We start from the raw sequence: 15,930 nt of genomic DNA, 5'->3' as shown, positions 1-15,930 counted from the left end.
GACGCGCGGCAAAGGTCGAGCCGGCTCAATCGAGATTGGGCCGCAACCAGCGCTCCGCCTGCTCCAGATCGACGCAGCGCCGCGCCGCATACTCCTCCAGCTGGTCGCGGCCGATCCGCGCGACGCCGAAATACTGGCTGTCGGCATGGCCGAAATAGAAGCCGGACACGGCCGCCGTGGGCAGCATGGCGAAGCTGTCGGTGAGGCTGATGCCCGTCGCGGCTTCGGCCTGGAGCAGATCGAACAGCATCGGCTTGAGGCTGTGATCGGGGCAGGCCGGATAGCCGGGCGCGGGCCGGATGCCGCGATAGCGCTCGCGGATCATCGCCTCGTTGGTCAGCTGCTCGCCCGGCGCATAGCCCCACAGATCGCTCCGCACATGCGCGTGCAGCCGCTCGGCAAAGGCTTCGGCGAGACGATCGGCCAGCGCCTTGAGCAGGATGTCGGAATAATCGTCGTGCGCGGCGCGGAAGCGCGCCGAATGGGCATCGATGCCGTGGCCCGCCGTCACCGCGAAGCCGCCGATCCAGTCCTCGTCCTCGGCGATGAAATCGGCGAGGCACATATTGGCGCGGCCTTCGCGCTTGCGGATCTGCTGGCGCAGCATCGGCAGGCGCACGCCCTGCTCGGTGAGCAGGATATCGTCGCCGTCGCGGCGGCAGCGCCACAGGCCGGCCACGCCGCGCGCGGTCAGCCATTTCTCGGCGATGATCCGGTCCAGCATCGCCTGTGCGTCCGCCCAGAGCGCCCGCGCGCTCTCGCCCACCACCGCATCGTCCAGAATGGCGGGGAAGGTGCCCGCCAGTTCCCAGGCGCGAAAAAAGGGCGTCCAGTCGATAAAGTCGCGCAGATCGGCGAGATCCCAATCGTCGAAGACATGCAGGCCCGGCCGCGCCGGCGCCGGCGCGCGGCCATCCGGCGCCGCGACAAAGGCGTTGGCGCGCGCCTCGGCGAGCGGCGCCAGATCATTCTGCCCCTTGCCCGCGCGCGCGACGCGCACCGCCTCGTAATCGGCGGCGGTGCGGCGCACGAACTCGTCGCGCTGCGTGTCGCTCATCAGCGTCGAGGCGACGCCCACCGCGCGGCTGGCATCCAGCACATGCACCACCGGCCCTTCATAGACCGGCGCGATCCGCAAGGCGGTATGGACCTTGGAGGTGGTCGCGCCGCCGATCAGCAGCGGCATGGTCATCTTCGCGCGCGCCATTTCGGCGGCTACCGTCACCATCTCGTCCAGCGAGGGGGTGATGAGGCCGGACAGGCCGATCATGTCGGCCTGGTTCTCGTTGGCCGCCTCGAGGATCTTGGACCAGGGCACCATCACGCCCAGATCGATGATCTCATAGCCGTTGCACGCCAGCACGACGCCGACGATGTTCTTGCCGATATCGTGCACATCGCCCTTGACGGTCGCCATCACGATGCGGCCCTTGGCCTTCTGCCCGGCGCTTTTCTCCGCCTCGATGAAGGGCAGCAGATGCGCCACCGCCTTCTTCATCACCCGCGCCGACTTGACCACCTGCGGCAGGAACATCTTGCCGGCGCCGAACAGATCGCCGACGACGTTCATGCCGTCCATCAGCGGCCCCTCGATCACCTCGATCGGACGCGCATAGCCGTGGCGCGCCTCCTCGGTATCGGCGACGATGTGCGCGTCGAGCCCCTTGACCAGCGCATGTTCCAGCCGCTTGGCGACGGGCCAGCCGCGCCACTCCTCGGCCAGCTTCTCGGCCGCCGCGTCGGTGCCGCGAAAGCCCTCGGCGAGCGCGATCAGCCGCTCGGTCGCATCCTCGCGGCGATCCCAGATGACATCCTCGCACGCCTCGCGCAGCGTCGGGTCGATCGCGTCGTACACGTCGAGCTGCCCGGCATTGACGATGCCCATGTCCATGCCGGCGGCGATCGCGTGGTAGAGGAACACGCTGTGCATCGCGCGGCGGACCGGCTCGTTGCCGCGGAAGCTGAAGGAGAGGTTGGACACGCCGCCCGAGATATGGGCGTGGGGGCAGCGGCGCCGGATCTCGCGCGTCGCCTCGATAAAGTCGATCGCGTAGCGGCGATGCTCATCGATCCCGGTCGCCACCGCGAAGATGTTCGGATCGAAGATGATGTCTTCGGGCGGGAAGCCGATGCCGGTGAGCAGCCGATAGGCGCGCTCGCAAATTTCGATCTTGCGGTCGCGCGTATCGGCCTGGCCCACCTCGTCGAACGCCATCACCACCACGGCCGCGCCATAGGCCATGACCTTGCGCGCCGCCGCCAGGAACGCGGCCTCGCCTTCCTTCATGCTGATGGAATTGACGATGGGCTTGCCCGAGACGCATTTCAGCCCGGCCTCGATCACCTCCCATTTGGAGCTGTCGACCATGATCGGCACGCGCGCGATATCGGGCTCGGCGGCGATCAGCTTGAGGAAGGTCGTCATGGCCTGCTCGGCATCGAGCAGCCCTTCGTCCATGTTCACATCGATGATCTGCGCGCCATTCTCCACCTGGGCGCGGGCCACCTCCACGGCCTTGGCGTAATCGCCGGCCATGATGAGCTTCTTGAACGCCGCCGAGCCGGTGACATTGGTACGCTCGCCGATATTGACGAAGCCGGCGCGGCTGGCGGGAAGGTCGTCGGCGGCGAGATCGGGTGCGGTGGCCATGCTCATCTTTCGTACGGAATCGGGCGGCAAGCCGGAAGGACGGGTTGGGCGTCGGCTCAGGCGACGGCGAAGGGCTCGAGGCCGGCCAGCATCATCCGCACCGGCGGCCGCGGCAGGGCGCGCGGCTTGTGGCCCGCGACGGCGGCGGCCATGGCGGCGATATGATCGGGCGTGGTGCCGCAGCAGCCGCCGACGACGTTGATCAGCCCCGTCGCCGCCCATTCGGCGATGAAGCCGCCGGTCGTCGCCGGCTGCTCGTCATAGGCGCCGAGTTCGTTGGGCAGCCCGGCATTGGGATAGACCATCAGCAGCGTGTCGGCGAGGCCGGACAGCGACACCACGTGCGGCCGCAGCTGGGGCGCGCCGAAGGAGCAGTTGAGCCCCACCGTCAGCGGCCGCGCATGGCGGATCGCCGCCCAAAAGGCCTCGACCGAGTGGCCCGACAGGTTGCGGCCCGACATGTCGGTGATGGTCATGGAGATCATCAGCGGCACCGGCGCGCCCCGCGCATCGCCCGCCTCCAGCACCGCCATGATGCCGGCCTTGGCGTTGAGCGTGTCGAAGATGGTCTCGATCAGGATGAAATCGCACCCGCCCTCGAGCAGCGCCTCGATCTGCTCGCGATACACGGCCTTGAGCTCGTCGAACTCGATCGCGCGATAGCCCGGATCGTTCACGTCGGGCGACAGCGAGAGCGTCTTGTTGGTCGGCCCCACCGCGCCGGCGACGAAGCGCGGCCGGCCGTCCGCCGCCTCGGCCGCGTCGGCGGCGGTGCGCGCGATCCGCGCCGCGGCGATGTTCATCTCGCGCACCAGCGCCTCGGCGCCATAATCGGCCTGGCTGATGCGGTTGGCGTTGAAGGTGTTGGTGGAGACGATGTCCGAGCCGGCGTCGAGATAGGCGCGGGTGATGGCCGCGATCACGTCCGGCCGGGTCAGCACCAGCAGATCATTATTGCCCTTCTGGTCGAAGCCCAGATCATAGCCGCCGCGATAGGCCGCTTCGTCCAGGCCATAGCCCTGGATCATGGTGCCGAAGGCGCCGTCGGTCAGCAGGATGCGCTGGGCGGCCTCGGCGCGGAAACGGGCGGCGGCGTCGGTCATGATCGAAACTCCGTCAGGCCGCTTGCTCAAGCGCGCCGGCGGCGGGGCGCAGGCCGAGCAGGTGGCAGATCGCATAGGCCAGCTCGGCCCGGTTGAGCGTGTAGAAATGGAAGTGGCGCACGCCGCCGGCATAGAGCCGCCGGCACAGCTCGGCCGCGACGGTGGCGGCGACGAGCTGGCGCGCGGCGGGATGCGTATCCAGCCCCTCGAACAGCCGGTCCATCCAGCTGGGGATGGCGGCGCCGCAGAGCCCGGCGAATTTGCGCGTCTGCGCGACATTGGAGACGGGCAGGATGCCGGGCACGATCTCGGTATCGATGCCGGCCGCCGCCGCGCGATCGCGAAAGCGGAAAAAGGCCTCGGGCGAGAAGAAGAATTGGGTGATCGCGCGGGTCGCGCCCGCATCGATCTTGGCCTTGAGATTATCGATGTCGGCGGTCGGATCGGCCGAATCGGGATGGCATTCGGGATAGGCCGCCACCGAGATCTCGAAAGGCGCGACCCGGCGCAGCCCGGCGACGAGATCGGCCGCGTTGCGATAGCCCTGGGGATGCGCCTCGAACCGGCCCCCCGTCTCGGGCGGATCGCCGCGCAGCGCGACGATGTGGCGCACGCCCGCCGCCCAATAGTCCCGCGCGATCTGATCCACCTCGTCCCGGCTCGCGGCGACGCAGGTCAGGTGCGCGGCGGCGGGAATCGAGGTTTCGGCGGCGATCCGCGCGACGGTGGCGTGGGTGCGTTCGCGCGTCGAGCCGCCGGCGCCATAGGTGACCGAGACGAACTGCGGCGCGAGCGGCGCCAGCGTCGACACCGCCTCCCACAGCTGCGCCTCCATCTTCTCCGTCTTGGGCGGGAAGAACTCGAAGGAAACCGCGCAATCCCCCGCGAGATCGGCGAAGAGCGGCGCGTCCAGCGCGCGGCGCGCCTCCTCAAGCTCCGAAAAAGTCGGCATCGCCTTCACGCAACCCTCCGTAGCGGTTCGGCCGGGCGCTCGCCCAGCCAGATCTTCACCGTCAATTCGCCACCCGCGAGGCTGCGCGTCTCGGCGAGCGCCAGCCCCGCCGCGTCGAGCCAGCCGGCCATCTGCGCATCGCCGAAACCGAGCCGCGCATGCGCGCCGTTGGTGCGCAGATCCTCGCGTTCGTGCGGCGCGAAATCCACCACCAGCAGTCGGCCGCCGGGGCCGAGCAGCCGCGCCGCCTCGGCCAGCGCGGCGCCGGGCTGCTGGGCATAATGCAGCACCTGGTGCAGGATCACGAGATCGGCCGAACGATCGGCGAGCGGCAGCGCATACATATCGCCCTGCCGCAGCTCGGCGCGGGCCAGCACGGCGGCCTCGTGCCGGGCGAGCTTGGCGCGCGCGAAGCGCAGCATCTCGGGGCTGCGATCAATGCCGGTGGCGGCCGAGGCGCCGGGGCCGAGCAGCTCGAGCATGCGGCCGGTGCCGGTGCCGATATCCACCAGCCGGCCGATCGGCTCCCCCGCCACCACGCCGCGGATCGCCGCCTCCACCTCCGCCTCGGCAACATGGAGCGAGCGGATCGCATCCCACTCGGCGGCATGGCTCTCGAAATAGCGCTCGGCGGCGGCGCCGCGCTCGGCACGGACCGCATCCAGCCGCGCCTTGTCGGCCTCCGCCTCGCCCGGACCGTTCGCCTCCCAGGCATCGATCGCGGCGAAGAGCGGCGCCACCACCGCCTCCGGCCCCAGCGCCAGGAACACCCAGCTGCCCTCGCGCCGGCGCTCCGCCAAGCCGGCATCGGCGAGGATCTTGACATGGCGCGACACGCGCGGCTGGCTCTGCCCCAGCACCTGCGCCAGCTCGCCCACCGACAATTCCATGGCGCGCAGCAGCGCCAGGATCCGCAATCGGGTAGGATCGGCGAGCGCGCGGAAGATGGCGAGACTGTCGGGCATCGGATAAGGATATAAGGATATCTTTATATCCGGTCAACGCTTGTCGGCCCGCATCGCGCATGGCAAGCGCAACCGACGCGCCCTTCGGGCGTACTGGATGCGTAATTAGGGGATCTCCGGATAATGCGCGCTCTTCTGTGTCTCCCGTTGGCGGCGCTGCTCGCCGGCTGCGCCACCACGGGCGGGACGCCCGGCGATCCCTATGAGAAGATCAACCGCAAGATGTGGGGCTTCGACCAGACGCTCGACCGCCATGTGATGAAGCCCGTCGCCTCGGGCTATCGCGCGGTGATGCCGGGCTTTCTGCGCCACGGCCTGTCCAACATGATCAACAATGTGTCCGAGCCCTTCTCGGCGATCAACGCGCTGCTCCAGGCCAAGCCGAAGCGCGCGCTCAATTCGCTCGGCCGCTTCGTGATCAACACCACGGTCGGCTTCGGCGGCTTCCGCGATGTCGCCTCGGACAATGGCTATAAGGAGACGCCCGAGGATCTCGGCCAGACCTTCGCCGTGTGGGGCGCCAAGAAAAGCACCTTCCTCGTCCTGCCTTTCCTCGGCCCCTCGACGATCCGCGACGGGCTCGGCTCGGTCGCCGCGCAATGGGTGGATCCGTACCGCATCGTCATCCGCAAGGAGCTGAGCTTCTGGCCGTCCTTCGCGGTCAATGCGTTCGAGCTGGTGGACGCGCGCGCCAATCTGATCGACAGCGGCGCCGACAGCCTGCTCGAAAGCAGCGCGGACAGCTATGCCGTGATGCGCTCGGCTTATCTCCAGCGCCGCGCCGCGCTGATCGCCGACCAGGACGCTGAATCCGCCGGCGGCGACGATGCGGCGCTCAACGCCGCGCTCGACGATCTCGGCCCGGATACGGGCGGCGACGCCAACGCCGCCGCGCCCGATCCTTCGGCCACGCCGCCGGCGCCGACGCTCGCCCCCGACCAGCCCACCGCCAGCCAGACCGGATCGGCTCCGAAACCGAACGAGCCCCGCTGACCGGGCAATACCGGCATTGCAAGTACCCTTGGGAATCGCTAGGCAACCAGCCGGCTTGGGGGCGACTTGCGTGGTACGCATCCGGCAAGCCGACCTATGTCCGTCATCAGGGAAGACATACTCATGAAGAAGACCATCGCGCTCCCGCTGATCGCCGCGCTCGCCATGGGCGCCGCCGCCTGCAGCAAGAAGGCCGAGGACAACAGCGCCGCGAACACCGAGGCTTCGGCCGACATGAACGCCGCCGCCACCGACGCCATCGCCGATGTCAACGCCGCCACCGAGAATGCGGCCGAGAATCTGGCGGTCGAGGCGGACAACGCCGTCGCCGGTGAGAACAGCGCCAACGCGATGTAATCCTCATCCGGGCGGGTCGCCGCCCGGACAGGCTTGCCGAACAGGCCGCGGCCGCCCGCCCGGGCGCCGCGGCTTTTTTTGTGCCGCGCGCCCCTCGCGTCCGGCACCGGTCAACCGGCCTTCAGGGCAGCGCTCGATCGGCATCGGGCAGGACGGGCGTGGTCGCGGGCGCGGCATCCGCCGCCGCCCCGCCCCGGCCCTCGTGCACCGCCACCAGCGCCGCCGCCAGATCGGCCTGGCGGAAGGGCTTGGCGAGCTGCGGCAGGCCGAGCGAGAGATCGCCGCCCGCATAGCCGGTGATGACCAGCACCGGGCAGTCCGGCCGCCGCCGCCGCGCCGCCTCGGCCAGTTGCGCGCCGTTCATGCGCGGCATCATATAATCGCTGACGATCACGTCGAAGCCGCCGGGCCGCTCAAGCAGCGCCAGCGCCTCGGCGCCGCTGCCCGCCTCCACCACGCGATGGCCGAGATCGCGCAGCATCTCCGCCGTGCCCGTGCGCACCAGATCCTCGTCGTCCACCAGCAGGATCGAGAGCGGCCGCCCGGCCGCACCCCCGGCCGCGGCGCGGCGCTCCGGCGCGGCGATGGTGGTGGCGGCGGCGACGGGCAGATACAGATCCGCGCGCGTGCCCGCGCCAGGGCGGCTGGTCAGCACGAAGGCGCCGCCCAGCTGCGCGGCGAGGCCATGCACCATCGACAGGCCGAGCCCGGTGCCCTTGCCGCGCTCCTTGGTGGAATAGAAAGGCTCGATCGCGCGCGCGAGCGTCGCCTCGTCCATGCCGGCGCCGGTATCGATCACGGCGATGCGCACATAGGCGCCGGGCGCGGCCGGGGTGCCTCCCGCCGCGATTTGGACCGGCTCGACCGCGACGGTGAGCAGCCCCCCCTCCGGCATCGCGTCGCGCGCATTGACGCAGAGATTGAGGATGGCCAGCTCGAGCTGGTTGGCATCGGCCAGCGCCGGCGGCAGATCGGCCGGCACCTCCAGCCGAAGCTCAATCAGGCCGCCGATCGAGCTGGCGATGAGATCGTGCATCCCGCTCACCAGCGCGCCCACCGGCACGGCGCGCGTTTCCAGCGCCTGGCGACGGGCGAATTGCAGCAGCCGCTGCACCAGCGTCTTGGCGCGGCCGGCCGATTGCAGCGCGCCATCGATCAGCCGGGCGGCGCGCGCATCGCCGCCATAGCGGCGCTCGAGAAGATCGAGCGCCCCCGTGATGGGCGTGAGGAGATTGTTGAAATCATGGGCGACGCCGCCGGTGAGCTGGCCGATCGTCTCCAGCTTCTGCGCCTCGTGCAGCTGCGCCAGCGCCGCCTCGCGCGCGCCCAGCGCGTCGGCGATCCGCCGCTCCAGCGTATCGTTCAGCTCGCGCAGCGCGATCTCCGCGCGCTTGCGCTCCGTCACGTCCTGGAAGATCACCGCCACTTCGCGGCGGCTGGTCGGCTCGACGCGGAACGCGGCCAGCTCGAGATGGCGGCGCGTCGCCACAAGCTCCCGCTCGAAGCGGATCGGTTCGCCGCGCACCAGCACGTCGCGATACAGGGCGATCCAGCCCTCGGCCTCGTCGGGCACCATCTCCCGCACCTTCTGCCCCACCACATTGGGGATGCCGGCATGGCGGGTATAGGCGGGATTGGCCTGGACATGGATATAGTCGCTCATCGGCCCGTGCGGACCGTCGAGAAACTCGATCACGCAAAAGCCCTCGTCCATCGTGTCGAACAGGGTGCGGAACCGCGCCTCGCTCTCGCGCAGCGCGATCAGCCGCGCGCGCGCGTCATATTGGCGGCGCCGCGCGCGGATGGCGGCGCGGGCGAGGCTGATCAGCGTGGTGGGGTGGAAGGGCCGCTCCAGAAAGGTGACGTTGCCGAGCAGATCGAGGTGCCGCGCGGCGGCGGGGTTGCGCTCCAGACCGCCGCCCCGGCGCGTGAGCAGGATGAAGGGCAGGTCCGACCATTCCTCCTGCGCGCGCACCCAGGAGGAGAGTGGCCGCAGATCGGCGGTGGCGATCGCCTCCTCCGTCACCACCACGAAACCCGCCCCGGCCGCCAGCGCGGCGAGCAGCGCCGGCAGGGTGGCGCAGGGTTCCGCCGCCAGCCCCGCCTCGGCGAGCATCGCCACCGCCACACCCGCATCGCGGCCGCGCGGGGCGAGCACCAGCGCTCGCTCGGACAGCGCGCCCGCGGTCACGCCTCGTCGCTGCGGAGCAGGTCCGCATCGCCCATCAGCTCGGGCACGCCGCGCAAAATGCCCTGAAAGGCGGTGAGCGGAAGCCCCAGCGTCACCCCCTTGGCGCCGATCTGATATTCGCGGATGCTGTTTTCGTGCGGGCCCATCCGCTTTTTAACGATGGAGATCGCCCGCCGGACCCGGCCCACCGCCTCGAAATAGCGGAGCAGCACCACCGTGTCGGCGAGGTAGGTGACATCCACCGGGCTCTTCATATCGCCCACCAGCCCGTGCTGGGCCACGGTGAGGAAGGTGGTGGCGCCCCGCCGGTTCAGATATTGCAGCAATTCGTGCAGGTGCAGCACCAGCGCTTGCTCGCCCGGCATGGCGGCCTGATAGCCATTGAGGCTGTCCACCACCACGGTGCGCGCGCCATGCTGCTCCACGCATGTGCGCACGCGCGCGGAGAATTCGCCCGGAGTCAGCTCCGCCGCGTCGATCTGCTCGAGCACCAGCGCGCCGCTCTCGACCATGGCGGCGAGATCGATGCCGAGACCGAGCGCGCGCTGCACCAGCAGCCCCAGCTCCTCGTCGAAGACGAACATCGCCGCGCGCTCGCCGCGCGCCACGGCCGTCTGCACGAAAGTGAGTGACAAGAGGCTTTTGCCCGTGCCCGCCGGCCCGAGCACCAGCACGCTGGAGCCGCGCTCGATACCGCCGCCGAGCAGCGCGTCGAGTTCCGGCTGCTCGGTGGTGAGCAGGTCGCGCGCGAAATCCCGTTTGAACTCGGCGGAGACGAGACGCGGGAAGACGCGCACCCCGCCGGTCTCGATGGTGAAATCATGATAGCCGCCACGAAAGCGCCGGCCGCGATATTTGATGATGCGCAACCGCCGCCGCTCCGCGCCATAATCGGGCGCCAGCTCCTCGAGCCGCAGCACGCCGTGGGCGACCGAATGCACCGTCTTGTCGTTGATGTCGGTGGTGAGATCGTCGAGCATCAGCACCGTCGCCCCGGTCTTGGCGAAATAATGCTTCAGTGCCAGCACCTGTCGCCGGTAGCGCAGCGAACTCTGCGCGAGCAGGCGGATCTCGGAGAGGCTGTCCAGCACCACCCGGTGCGGCTTCGCCCGCTCCAGCGCCTCGAAGATGCGGCGCGTCGTCTCGCCCAGTTCGAGATCGGAGGAATAGAGAAGGCTCTGCTGCTGCTCCTCGTCGAGCAGATTTTCGGGCGGGATCAACTCATAGACCTGAACGCCATCGAGCGCCCAGCCATGGCCGCGCGCACTGGCGCGGAGTTCATCCTCGGTCTCGGACAGGGTCACATAGAGGCAGCGCTCGCCCGCCGCCGCGCCGGTCAAGAGAAATTGCAGCGCCACCGTCGTCTTGCCGGTGCCGGGGCTGCCCTCCGCCAGGAAGGTGCGCCCCCGCTCGAGCCCGCCACGCAGCACATCGTCCAGGCCTTCGATCCCGGTTTGCGCATCACTAAGGGCTGGTTCTGGCACGCACGCTTCTCCTGCCCGCCCGCGGGAGCGGGAGGCGCGGCCCGTCCTAGCATGGCCGCAAGCCCGCGCCAGAGGGGATGGCGCCCGAAGCGGCCTCTGGCGCTCCTCGATGAGAGGCGCCGTGCCTGTATTAACCGTTTGTAAACCAATCCATCCTACGATGGGCGTATCCATGTCGGGGGCGACGAGGAGTGGTTCCGTGTCTCTGGCCGAACTTATGGCGCTCACACCGCGCGAACTTCAGGCGCAGATCGACGAGGCGCTGGACGCATCGGACACCGATTATCTGCTGCTTCTGCTGAACGAATGTCAGCGGCGGGGCGGCTCGGTGGAGATACTTATCTAATCCTGATTAAGATTTTCTAAACACGGCCTCGGCGATGCCCGGGCCGGCGCGGCCGGAGGCTCCGCGAGCCGAGTGCGCGCGGCGACCGGCCTCCGCCCCGCACCGCCCCGCGCGGGCCTGCTCGCGCGTATGGCCGTTACGCCCCCGCCCGCCGGGGCCCGCGCCGGCGCCCGCCGCCCCGCCGGCGAACGGAACGGCGCCCCCCGCTCTCGCGTTCTCCCGCTCCCTCAAGCAAGGACGCCGAGATGCCCGATATGCACAGCGGCATGACCGTATTGGTGGTGGAGGACGAACCCCTCGTCCGCATGATCAGTGCCGATGCCTTGGAGGAACATGGGTTCACCGTGATCGAAGCGGCCACGGCCGACGAAGCGATCCAACTGCTCAAGACCTGCCCCGATGTGCGCTTCGTCTTCTCCGATATTCGCATGCCCGGCAGCATGGACGGGATGGATCTCGCCCATTTCATCAACTCCACCTGGCCGCGCATCGGCATCTTGCTCACCTCGGGCGACACGCCCGTCTCGCCCGAGGCGCTCCCCGACGATAGCCGCTTCGTGCCCAAACCCTATCGGATCGAAGCCATGCTGGCCGAGCTGGACAAGGTGATCCAGGCCAAGCGCGCGCACGGCAAGGGCCCGGGCTGAGCGCCGCGCGCCGTGCCGCCGCGCGGGTGGCGCGGACGGCGGACCGGAGGGAAGCTTGAGCTGCCGCGGGCGAAGGGATGGCGGACCGGGGCGGAGGCTCGAACTTCCGCCGGCTAAGGACGGCGTGCCTAGACGGCGCAACGGCGCTGAGCCTCCGGACGCACCGGGCTAAGGAACGCCGCGCGGACGACGGACCGGCGGAAAGCCTGGAGCCGCCCGCCCGACGGGCGCGCGCCTCGACGCCGGACCGGCGCCTGGCCTCGGGGCGCCCGCGCGCGGACGGCGAACCGGGGCGGAGCGGCCGATCCGGAGCGAAGGCCGGGCGGGCGGCGGCGCTGGCGCGGCGATCGGCGGGTGGCGCGGCGCGCGGCCTTCTGGCGGCGGGCCGATCCGCGCGATCGAGGCTCGAGGCGGCCGCTCCGCTTGGGGGATCAGCGCGGGCATTTCGAGCACCTCGGGCGACGCGCGTCTCGCTCGGAACACGGCCCGACACTAGCCGCTTCCAGCGCCATTGCTATCGGATCGAAGCCATGGCGGGAGAGCCGGACACGGTCATCCAGGCGAAGCGCGCGCACCCCTCACCGGCTGAGCGCCGCGCGGGCCGTGCCGCCGCGTCGGCGATCGGGCGCCGCGCCACCGGTGCGACGCAGCGCCTCGCGAAACGGCGGAACGGCGCGGAGGTTCGAGCCGCCCCGCGCCACGGGACGCTGCGCGCGGACGGCGGACCGGCGGAAAGCCTGGAGTCGCCCGCGCGAGGGGCGCGCGCCTCGACGCCGAACCAGCGCCTGGCCTTGGGGCGCCCGCGCGCGGACGGCGCGCCGGGGCGGAGCGGCCGATCCGGAGCGAAAGCCGTGCGGGCGGCGGCGCTGGCGGGGCGATCGGCGGGTGGCGCGGCGCGCGTCCGTCCGGTGGGGGGCGATCCGCGCGATCGAGGCCGAGGCGGCCGCTCCGCTCGGGCGATCAGCGCGGGCGTTCCGGTGCGCGGCCGTGCGGCAGCGGGGCGGGTGGCGGCATGGCGCCGAGATTGCGGACGGTGACATCGGTCGGGATGCAGCCGGGCAGTTCCAGGGGCAGCAGCATCGCATAGAGGCAATCATCCACCGCAGCATCTTCGACGGGGCCGATACAGGCGGTGATCTCCTCGGGAGTCAGGCCCGCCGCCAGCAAGCGCTGATAGGCCGCGCGCCACAGGGCGGCGCGATCGCGCACCGCGATGTGCAGCAGGACATCGGCATGGACATCGCCCGATTCATGGCTGAACGGGTTTCTGAAGTTCCCCGGATCAGGAAATATGCCCATCATCTCTCTCCGAGGCGCAGGAGGGGCGCGTGCTGCCGAAGCGTCGCGCATAGGCATCATGCCCGATCATCGCCCTGCCCCGGCCTGCTCCGATGCTCCGCCCGCCTTCGCACCCCCTGCCGCGACGCCCATGACATGCCGCGACGCCGAACATATCCCGTGACGCCTATCGGATCCCGCGACGCCGAACATGCTCCGTGACGCCGCATGCGCCGCGACGCCGAACATGCTCCATGACGCCGAACATGCCCCGTGGCGCCGTTCAAACCCCGCGACGCGAACCGGCGGATTGCCAGGATTATGATCGATCAAATCAGCGGCCATCGACCTGTCAGGCCGCCTACTCGCCGGATCTACCACGCACCGGATCGCACGCCGGATCGGAACGTCCACTCGACACCCGCACCACTGGAAACGCCGCCCCACTCGAAACGCGCCCCACGCGAGACGCCGCCCCGTTCGAGACGCCGCCCCATTCGAGAGGCCGCCTCGTTCGACGGTCGCCCAGTCGACGATCGCACACGCAACGGGTCATCCACTCAACGGGCCGTCCACGCAACGAGCCGTCCACGCAACGAGCCGTCCACGCAACGAGCCGTCCACGCAACGAGCCGTCCACGCAATCGGGCGGCCCACTCAATCGGGCCGCCTTACTCGACAGGCGGCTCACTCATCGATCCGCTCACGCGATCGACCGAGGTCGAGCCGCCCCGTGAACCGCCGATCCTGATGCACTTTTGGTCCTAAACGGTCGGATCTGGATTGCAGAGCTAGGGATAAGCGCAGAACGCCCCTGGTAATCTCCACAGGCGTTCGTCGACGCTTGCGAAAGGGGCCGGGATGCGCGGGCATCCCGGCCATAACGGCCATCCGGGGCAGGATGGCCGCCCCTCATTTTTACTTGAACAGCGAGAGAATGGTCTGCGGGGTCTGGTTGGCGATGCCGAGCGCCTGGACGCCCAGCTGCTGCTTGACCTGCAGCGCCTGGATGTTGGCGGATTCCTTCGCCATATCCGCATCGACCAGGTTGCCGATGCCCGAGGTGACCGTGTCGGACAGCTTGCTGACGAAGGTCAGCTGCGTCTCGATCTGGCGCGCGGCGGCGCCGAGATCGCCCAGCACCGCCTTGAAGGCCTGCTGCGTATCGGCGACCAGCTTCACCGCTTCGGTAGCGTTGCTGTTCGTCGCGCCGACCGTGCTCGAGTCGACCAGCTTGGTCTCGTCGCTGAACTTGATCGCGCCCGTGGCGGTGGCCGTTGTCGCCGCGACTTCGAGGCCCTGGTTGGTGACCTTGATCGTCTGCGGAACGAAGGCGGTGGCATCCGACGAGCGGATCGAGGTCAGCGCCGACACGTCACCGCCCGCCTTCTTGAGCAGGTTGGTGCCGTTGAATTCGGCCGAGTCGATGATCGTCTTGATCGTTTCCTTGTACTTCTGGAAGTCCTTGTCCAGAATGTCGCGGTCGTCCTTGGACTTGCTCGGATCGGCGGCCTCCTTGGCCTTGGTGGCCATGGTGCTCAGGATCTCGTTGATCTGCTCGGCGCCGGACACGGCGACGTCCAGCACGCTCTTGCCATTGTTGAGCGAGTTGGTGACGGCCTTCATGTCGCTCACGTCGCCGCGCAGCTTCTGCGCGATGACATAGGTCGAGGAATCGTCCTTGGTGGAAGCGACATTGAGGCCGGTGTTGATGCGGGCCTGGGTGGTCTGAAGCTGCTTGCTGGTCGCGTTCAGCGTCTGCAGCGCGGCCATCGCGCCGACATTGGTGTTGATCGTCATGCCCATGGAAATATCCTTCTCGGAAACGAAGCCGTTTCTTCGGCCTGGACCAGAAGCGCTGATCCCCGATGGCGCGGAATAGACGCCACACCCTATTATGGGACGCGAGAGAGGATCAGCGTCGAGTGAGGGACTATTTTTTCCGGCGTCGGGGATTTCTTTAGCACGCGTCGGCCGCGCTTTAAAAGAAAAGGGCCGGAGCATGGCGCCGTCCTGCGCCTCGCTCCGACCCGCACGACGGCTTGGTCGACTAGAGATAGTCTGCCAGAGAAACACTGTTTACCATTCTGAACGCGGCGAGCGAGGATTTATACATAGCATCCCGCGTGGTGATCTCCATGGAGAGCGCGCCATCGTCCGCATCTTCCATGTCGCTCAGCGCCTTGGTGAGCAGGTCGGAGCGCTCCGCCAGATGCGACACGATGTCGTCCACCCGCGCCTGGCTGTTGCCGTTATTGGCGTCGGCGGTGCGGAGCAGCTTCAGCCCGTCGTCGATCGCGACCCTGGCCTGGCCCATCTTGTCGAGCTGTTCCCTGGTGGCCTTGCCGTCGGGTCCGACCGGACCCAATGTCGCGAGAATCTTGAACGCGGTGGCGAAAGGCTGGCCGAAATCGCTGGCGACGATGCCATAGCGCATCTCATAGCCGTCCGACAGCCGCGCGCTGCGGCGGAAATCATCGTTGGCGAAGAGGGTGGCGGGATCGATCGTCGCCATGTCGGACAGCCTATTGGGGCCGAGCGGCGGCGTATCGGTACGGCCGCCCGCGAAGATGAGCGTGCCGTCATCGGCCGCGTTGATCGACTCCCGGAACCGACCAAAGGCCGCCTCGGCCTCGCTCATGATGCTCTGGATGTCGCCCGTTCCGATCCCCTTGAGCAAGACGGTGCGCAAGCTGCTCGCCGCCGTGTCGATCTCGCCCAGTCGCGTCTTGTACAGCGCCAGCGCGGTGTCGACGCGATCCAGCACCACCTTCTGCCCCTCATATTGCGCGAGCAGCGTGCGCGTGGCGAGATTGCGCCCCGTGTCCGCCCCGAGTTCGGCGAAGCTGGAGAGGCGCTTGCCCGAAGCCTTGCGCATCGTCGCATCCTGAAGCGCGTTGCCCTGATCGACCAGCAGGTCACGCATCGCCGCCTGCATCGGGAGTGTCGCGATCCTGATCATGA

Annotated in this window: 13 protein-coding genes; 4 read left to right on the top strand and 9 right to left on the bottom strand. The window is 69.0% G+C overall.

Annotation, left to right across the window (positions count from 1 at the left end; genetic code table 11):
* Positions 1-25: 25 nt before the first annotated feature.
* From metH to LHA26_RS11965, 4 genes are read right to left on the bottom strand one after another with little or no spacing between them, the layout of a single operon-like run.
* Complete coding sequence (metH, locus tag LHA26_RS11980) at positions 26-2,650, bottom strand: methionine synthase (RefSeq protein WP_252165836.1); 2,625 nt, start codon at positions 2,648-2,650, stop codon at positions 26-28.
* 56 nt (positions 2,651-2,706) lie between these two features.
* Positions 2,707-3,753 (bottom strand): homocysteine S-methyltransferase family protein, encoded by a 1,047-nt coding sequence (locus LHA26_RS11975; RefSeq protein WP_252165835.1) that lies wholly within the window; start codon positions 3,751-3,753, stop codon positions 2,707-2,709.
* Between the two features lie 13 nt (positions 3,754-3,766).
* Complete coding sequence (gene metF / locus LHA26_RS11970; protein ID WP_252168374.1) at positions 3,767-4,705, bottom strand: methylenetetrahydrofolate reductase [NAD(P)H]; 939 nt, start codon at positions 4,703-4,705, stop codon at positions 3,767-3,769.
* Positions 4,706-4,710: 5 nt separating this feature from the next.
* Positions 4,711-5,670 carry an ArsR/SmtB family transcription factor gene (locus LHA26_RS11965; RefSeq protein WP_252165834.1) on the bottom strand — a complete coding sequence of 320 codons (960 nt, stop codon included), beginning with the start codon at positions 5,668-5,670 and terminating at the stop codon, positions 4,711-4,713.
* Positions 5,671-5,793: 123 nt separating this feature from the next.
* On the opposite strand from LHA26_RS11965, the gene LHA26_RS11960 reads away from it, so the two are divergent.
* Complete coding sequence (locus LHA26_RS11960; RefSeq protein ID WP_252165833.1) at positions 5,794-6,663, top strand: MlaA family lipoprotein; 870 nt, start codon at positions 5,794-5,796, stop codon at positions 6,661-6,663.
* 123 nt (positions 6,664-6,786) lie between these two features.
* Entirely contained in the window at positions 6,787-7,020 is a 234-nt protein-coding gene (locus LHA26_RS11955) for a hypothetical protein (protein ID WP_252165832.1), read from the top strand.
* A gap of 121 nt (positions 7,021-7,141) precedes the next feature.
* On the opposite strand, the gene LHA26_RS11950 is transcribed toward LHA26_RS11955, so the two are convergent.
* Together LHA26_RS11950 and LHA26_RS11945 are read right to left on the bottom strand one after the other, a co-directional pair.
* Positions 7,142-9,211, bottom strand: coding sequence for an ATP-binding protein (locus LHA26_RS11950; protein WP_367890717.1), 2,070 nt, complete (start codon positions 9,209-9,211; stop codon positions 7,142-7,144).
* Positions 9,208-10,695, bottom strand: a complete 1,488-nt coding sequence (locus tag LHA26_RS11945; RefSeq protein WP_252165831.1) for an ATPase domain-containing protein — start codon at positions 10,693-10,695, stop codon at positions 9,208-9,210. Before LHA26_RS11945 ends, LHA26_RS11950 begins: the two co-directional genes overlap by 4 nt.
* 199 nt (positions 10,696-10,894) lie before the next feature.
* Between LHA26_RS11945 and LHA26_RS11940 the strand changes: the two genes are divergently transcribed.
* Together LHA26_RS11940 and LHA26_RS11935 are read left to right on the top strand one after the other, a co-directional pair.
* Positions 10,895-11,041, top strand: a complete 147-nt coding sequence (locus tag LHA26_RS11940) for a hypothetical protein (protein WP_252165830.1) — start codon at positions 10,895-10,897, stop codon at positions 11,039-11,041.
* Between the two features lie 245 nt (positions 11,042-11,286).
* Entirely contained in the window at positions 11,287-11,688 is a 402-nt protein-coding gene (locus LHA26_RS11935) for a response regulator (RefSeq protein WP_252165829.1), read from the top strand.
* Between the two features lie 960 nt (positions 11,689-12,648).
* Here LHA26_RS11935 and LHA26_RS11930 read toward each other — a convergent pair.
* The 3 genes from LHA26_RS11930 to LHA26_RS11920 form a co-directional block, all read right to left on the bottom strand.
* Positions 12,649-12,990, bottom strand: a complete 342-nt coding sequence (locus LHA26_RS11930) for a hypothetical protein (protein WP_252165828.1) — start codon at positions 12,988-12,990, stop codon at positions 12,649-12,651.
* 894 nt (positions 12,991-13,884) lie between these two features.
* Complete coding sequence (locus tag LHA26_RS11925) at positions 13,885-14,772, bottom strand: flagellin (RefSeq protein ID WP_252165827.1); 888 nt, start codon at positions 14,770-14,772, stop codon at positions 13,885-13,887.
* A gap of 244 nt (positions 14,773-15,016) precedes the next feature.
* Positions 15,017-15,928, bottom strand: a complete 912-nt coding sequence (locus LHA26_RS11920; RefSeq protein ID WP_252165826.1) for a flagellin — start codon at positions 15,926-15,928, stop codon at positions 15,017-15,019.
* Between the last annotated feature and the right edge of the window lie 2 nt (positions 15,929-15,930).

This window comes from Sphingomonas morindae (assembly GCF_023822065.1).
In the GTDB taxonomy this organism is placed as follows: Bacteria; Pseudomonadota; Alphaproteobacteria; order Sphingomonadales; family Sphingomonadaceae; genus Solisphingomonas; species Solisphingomonas morindae.
The sequence above is the reverse complement of the archived record's forward strand: the minus strand, read 5'-3'. Positions and strand labels throughout refer to the sequence as shown.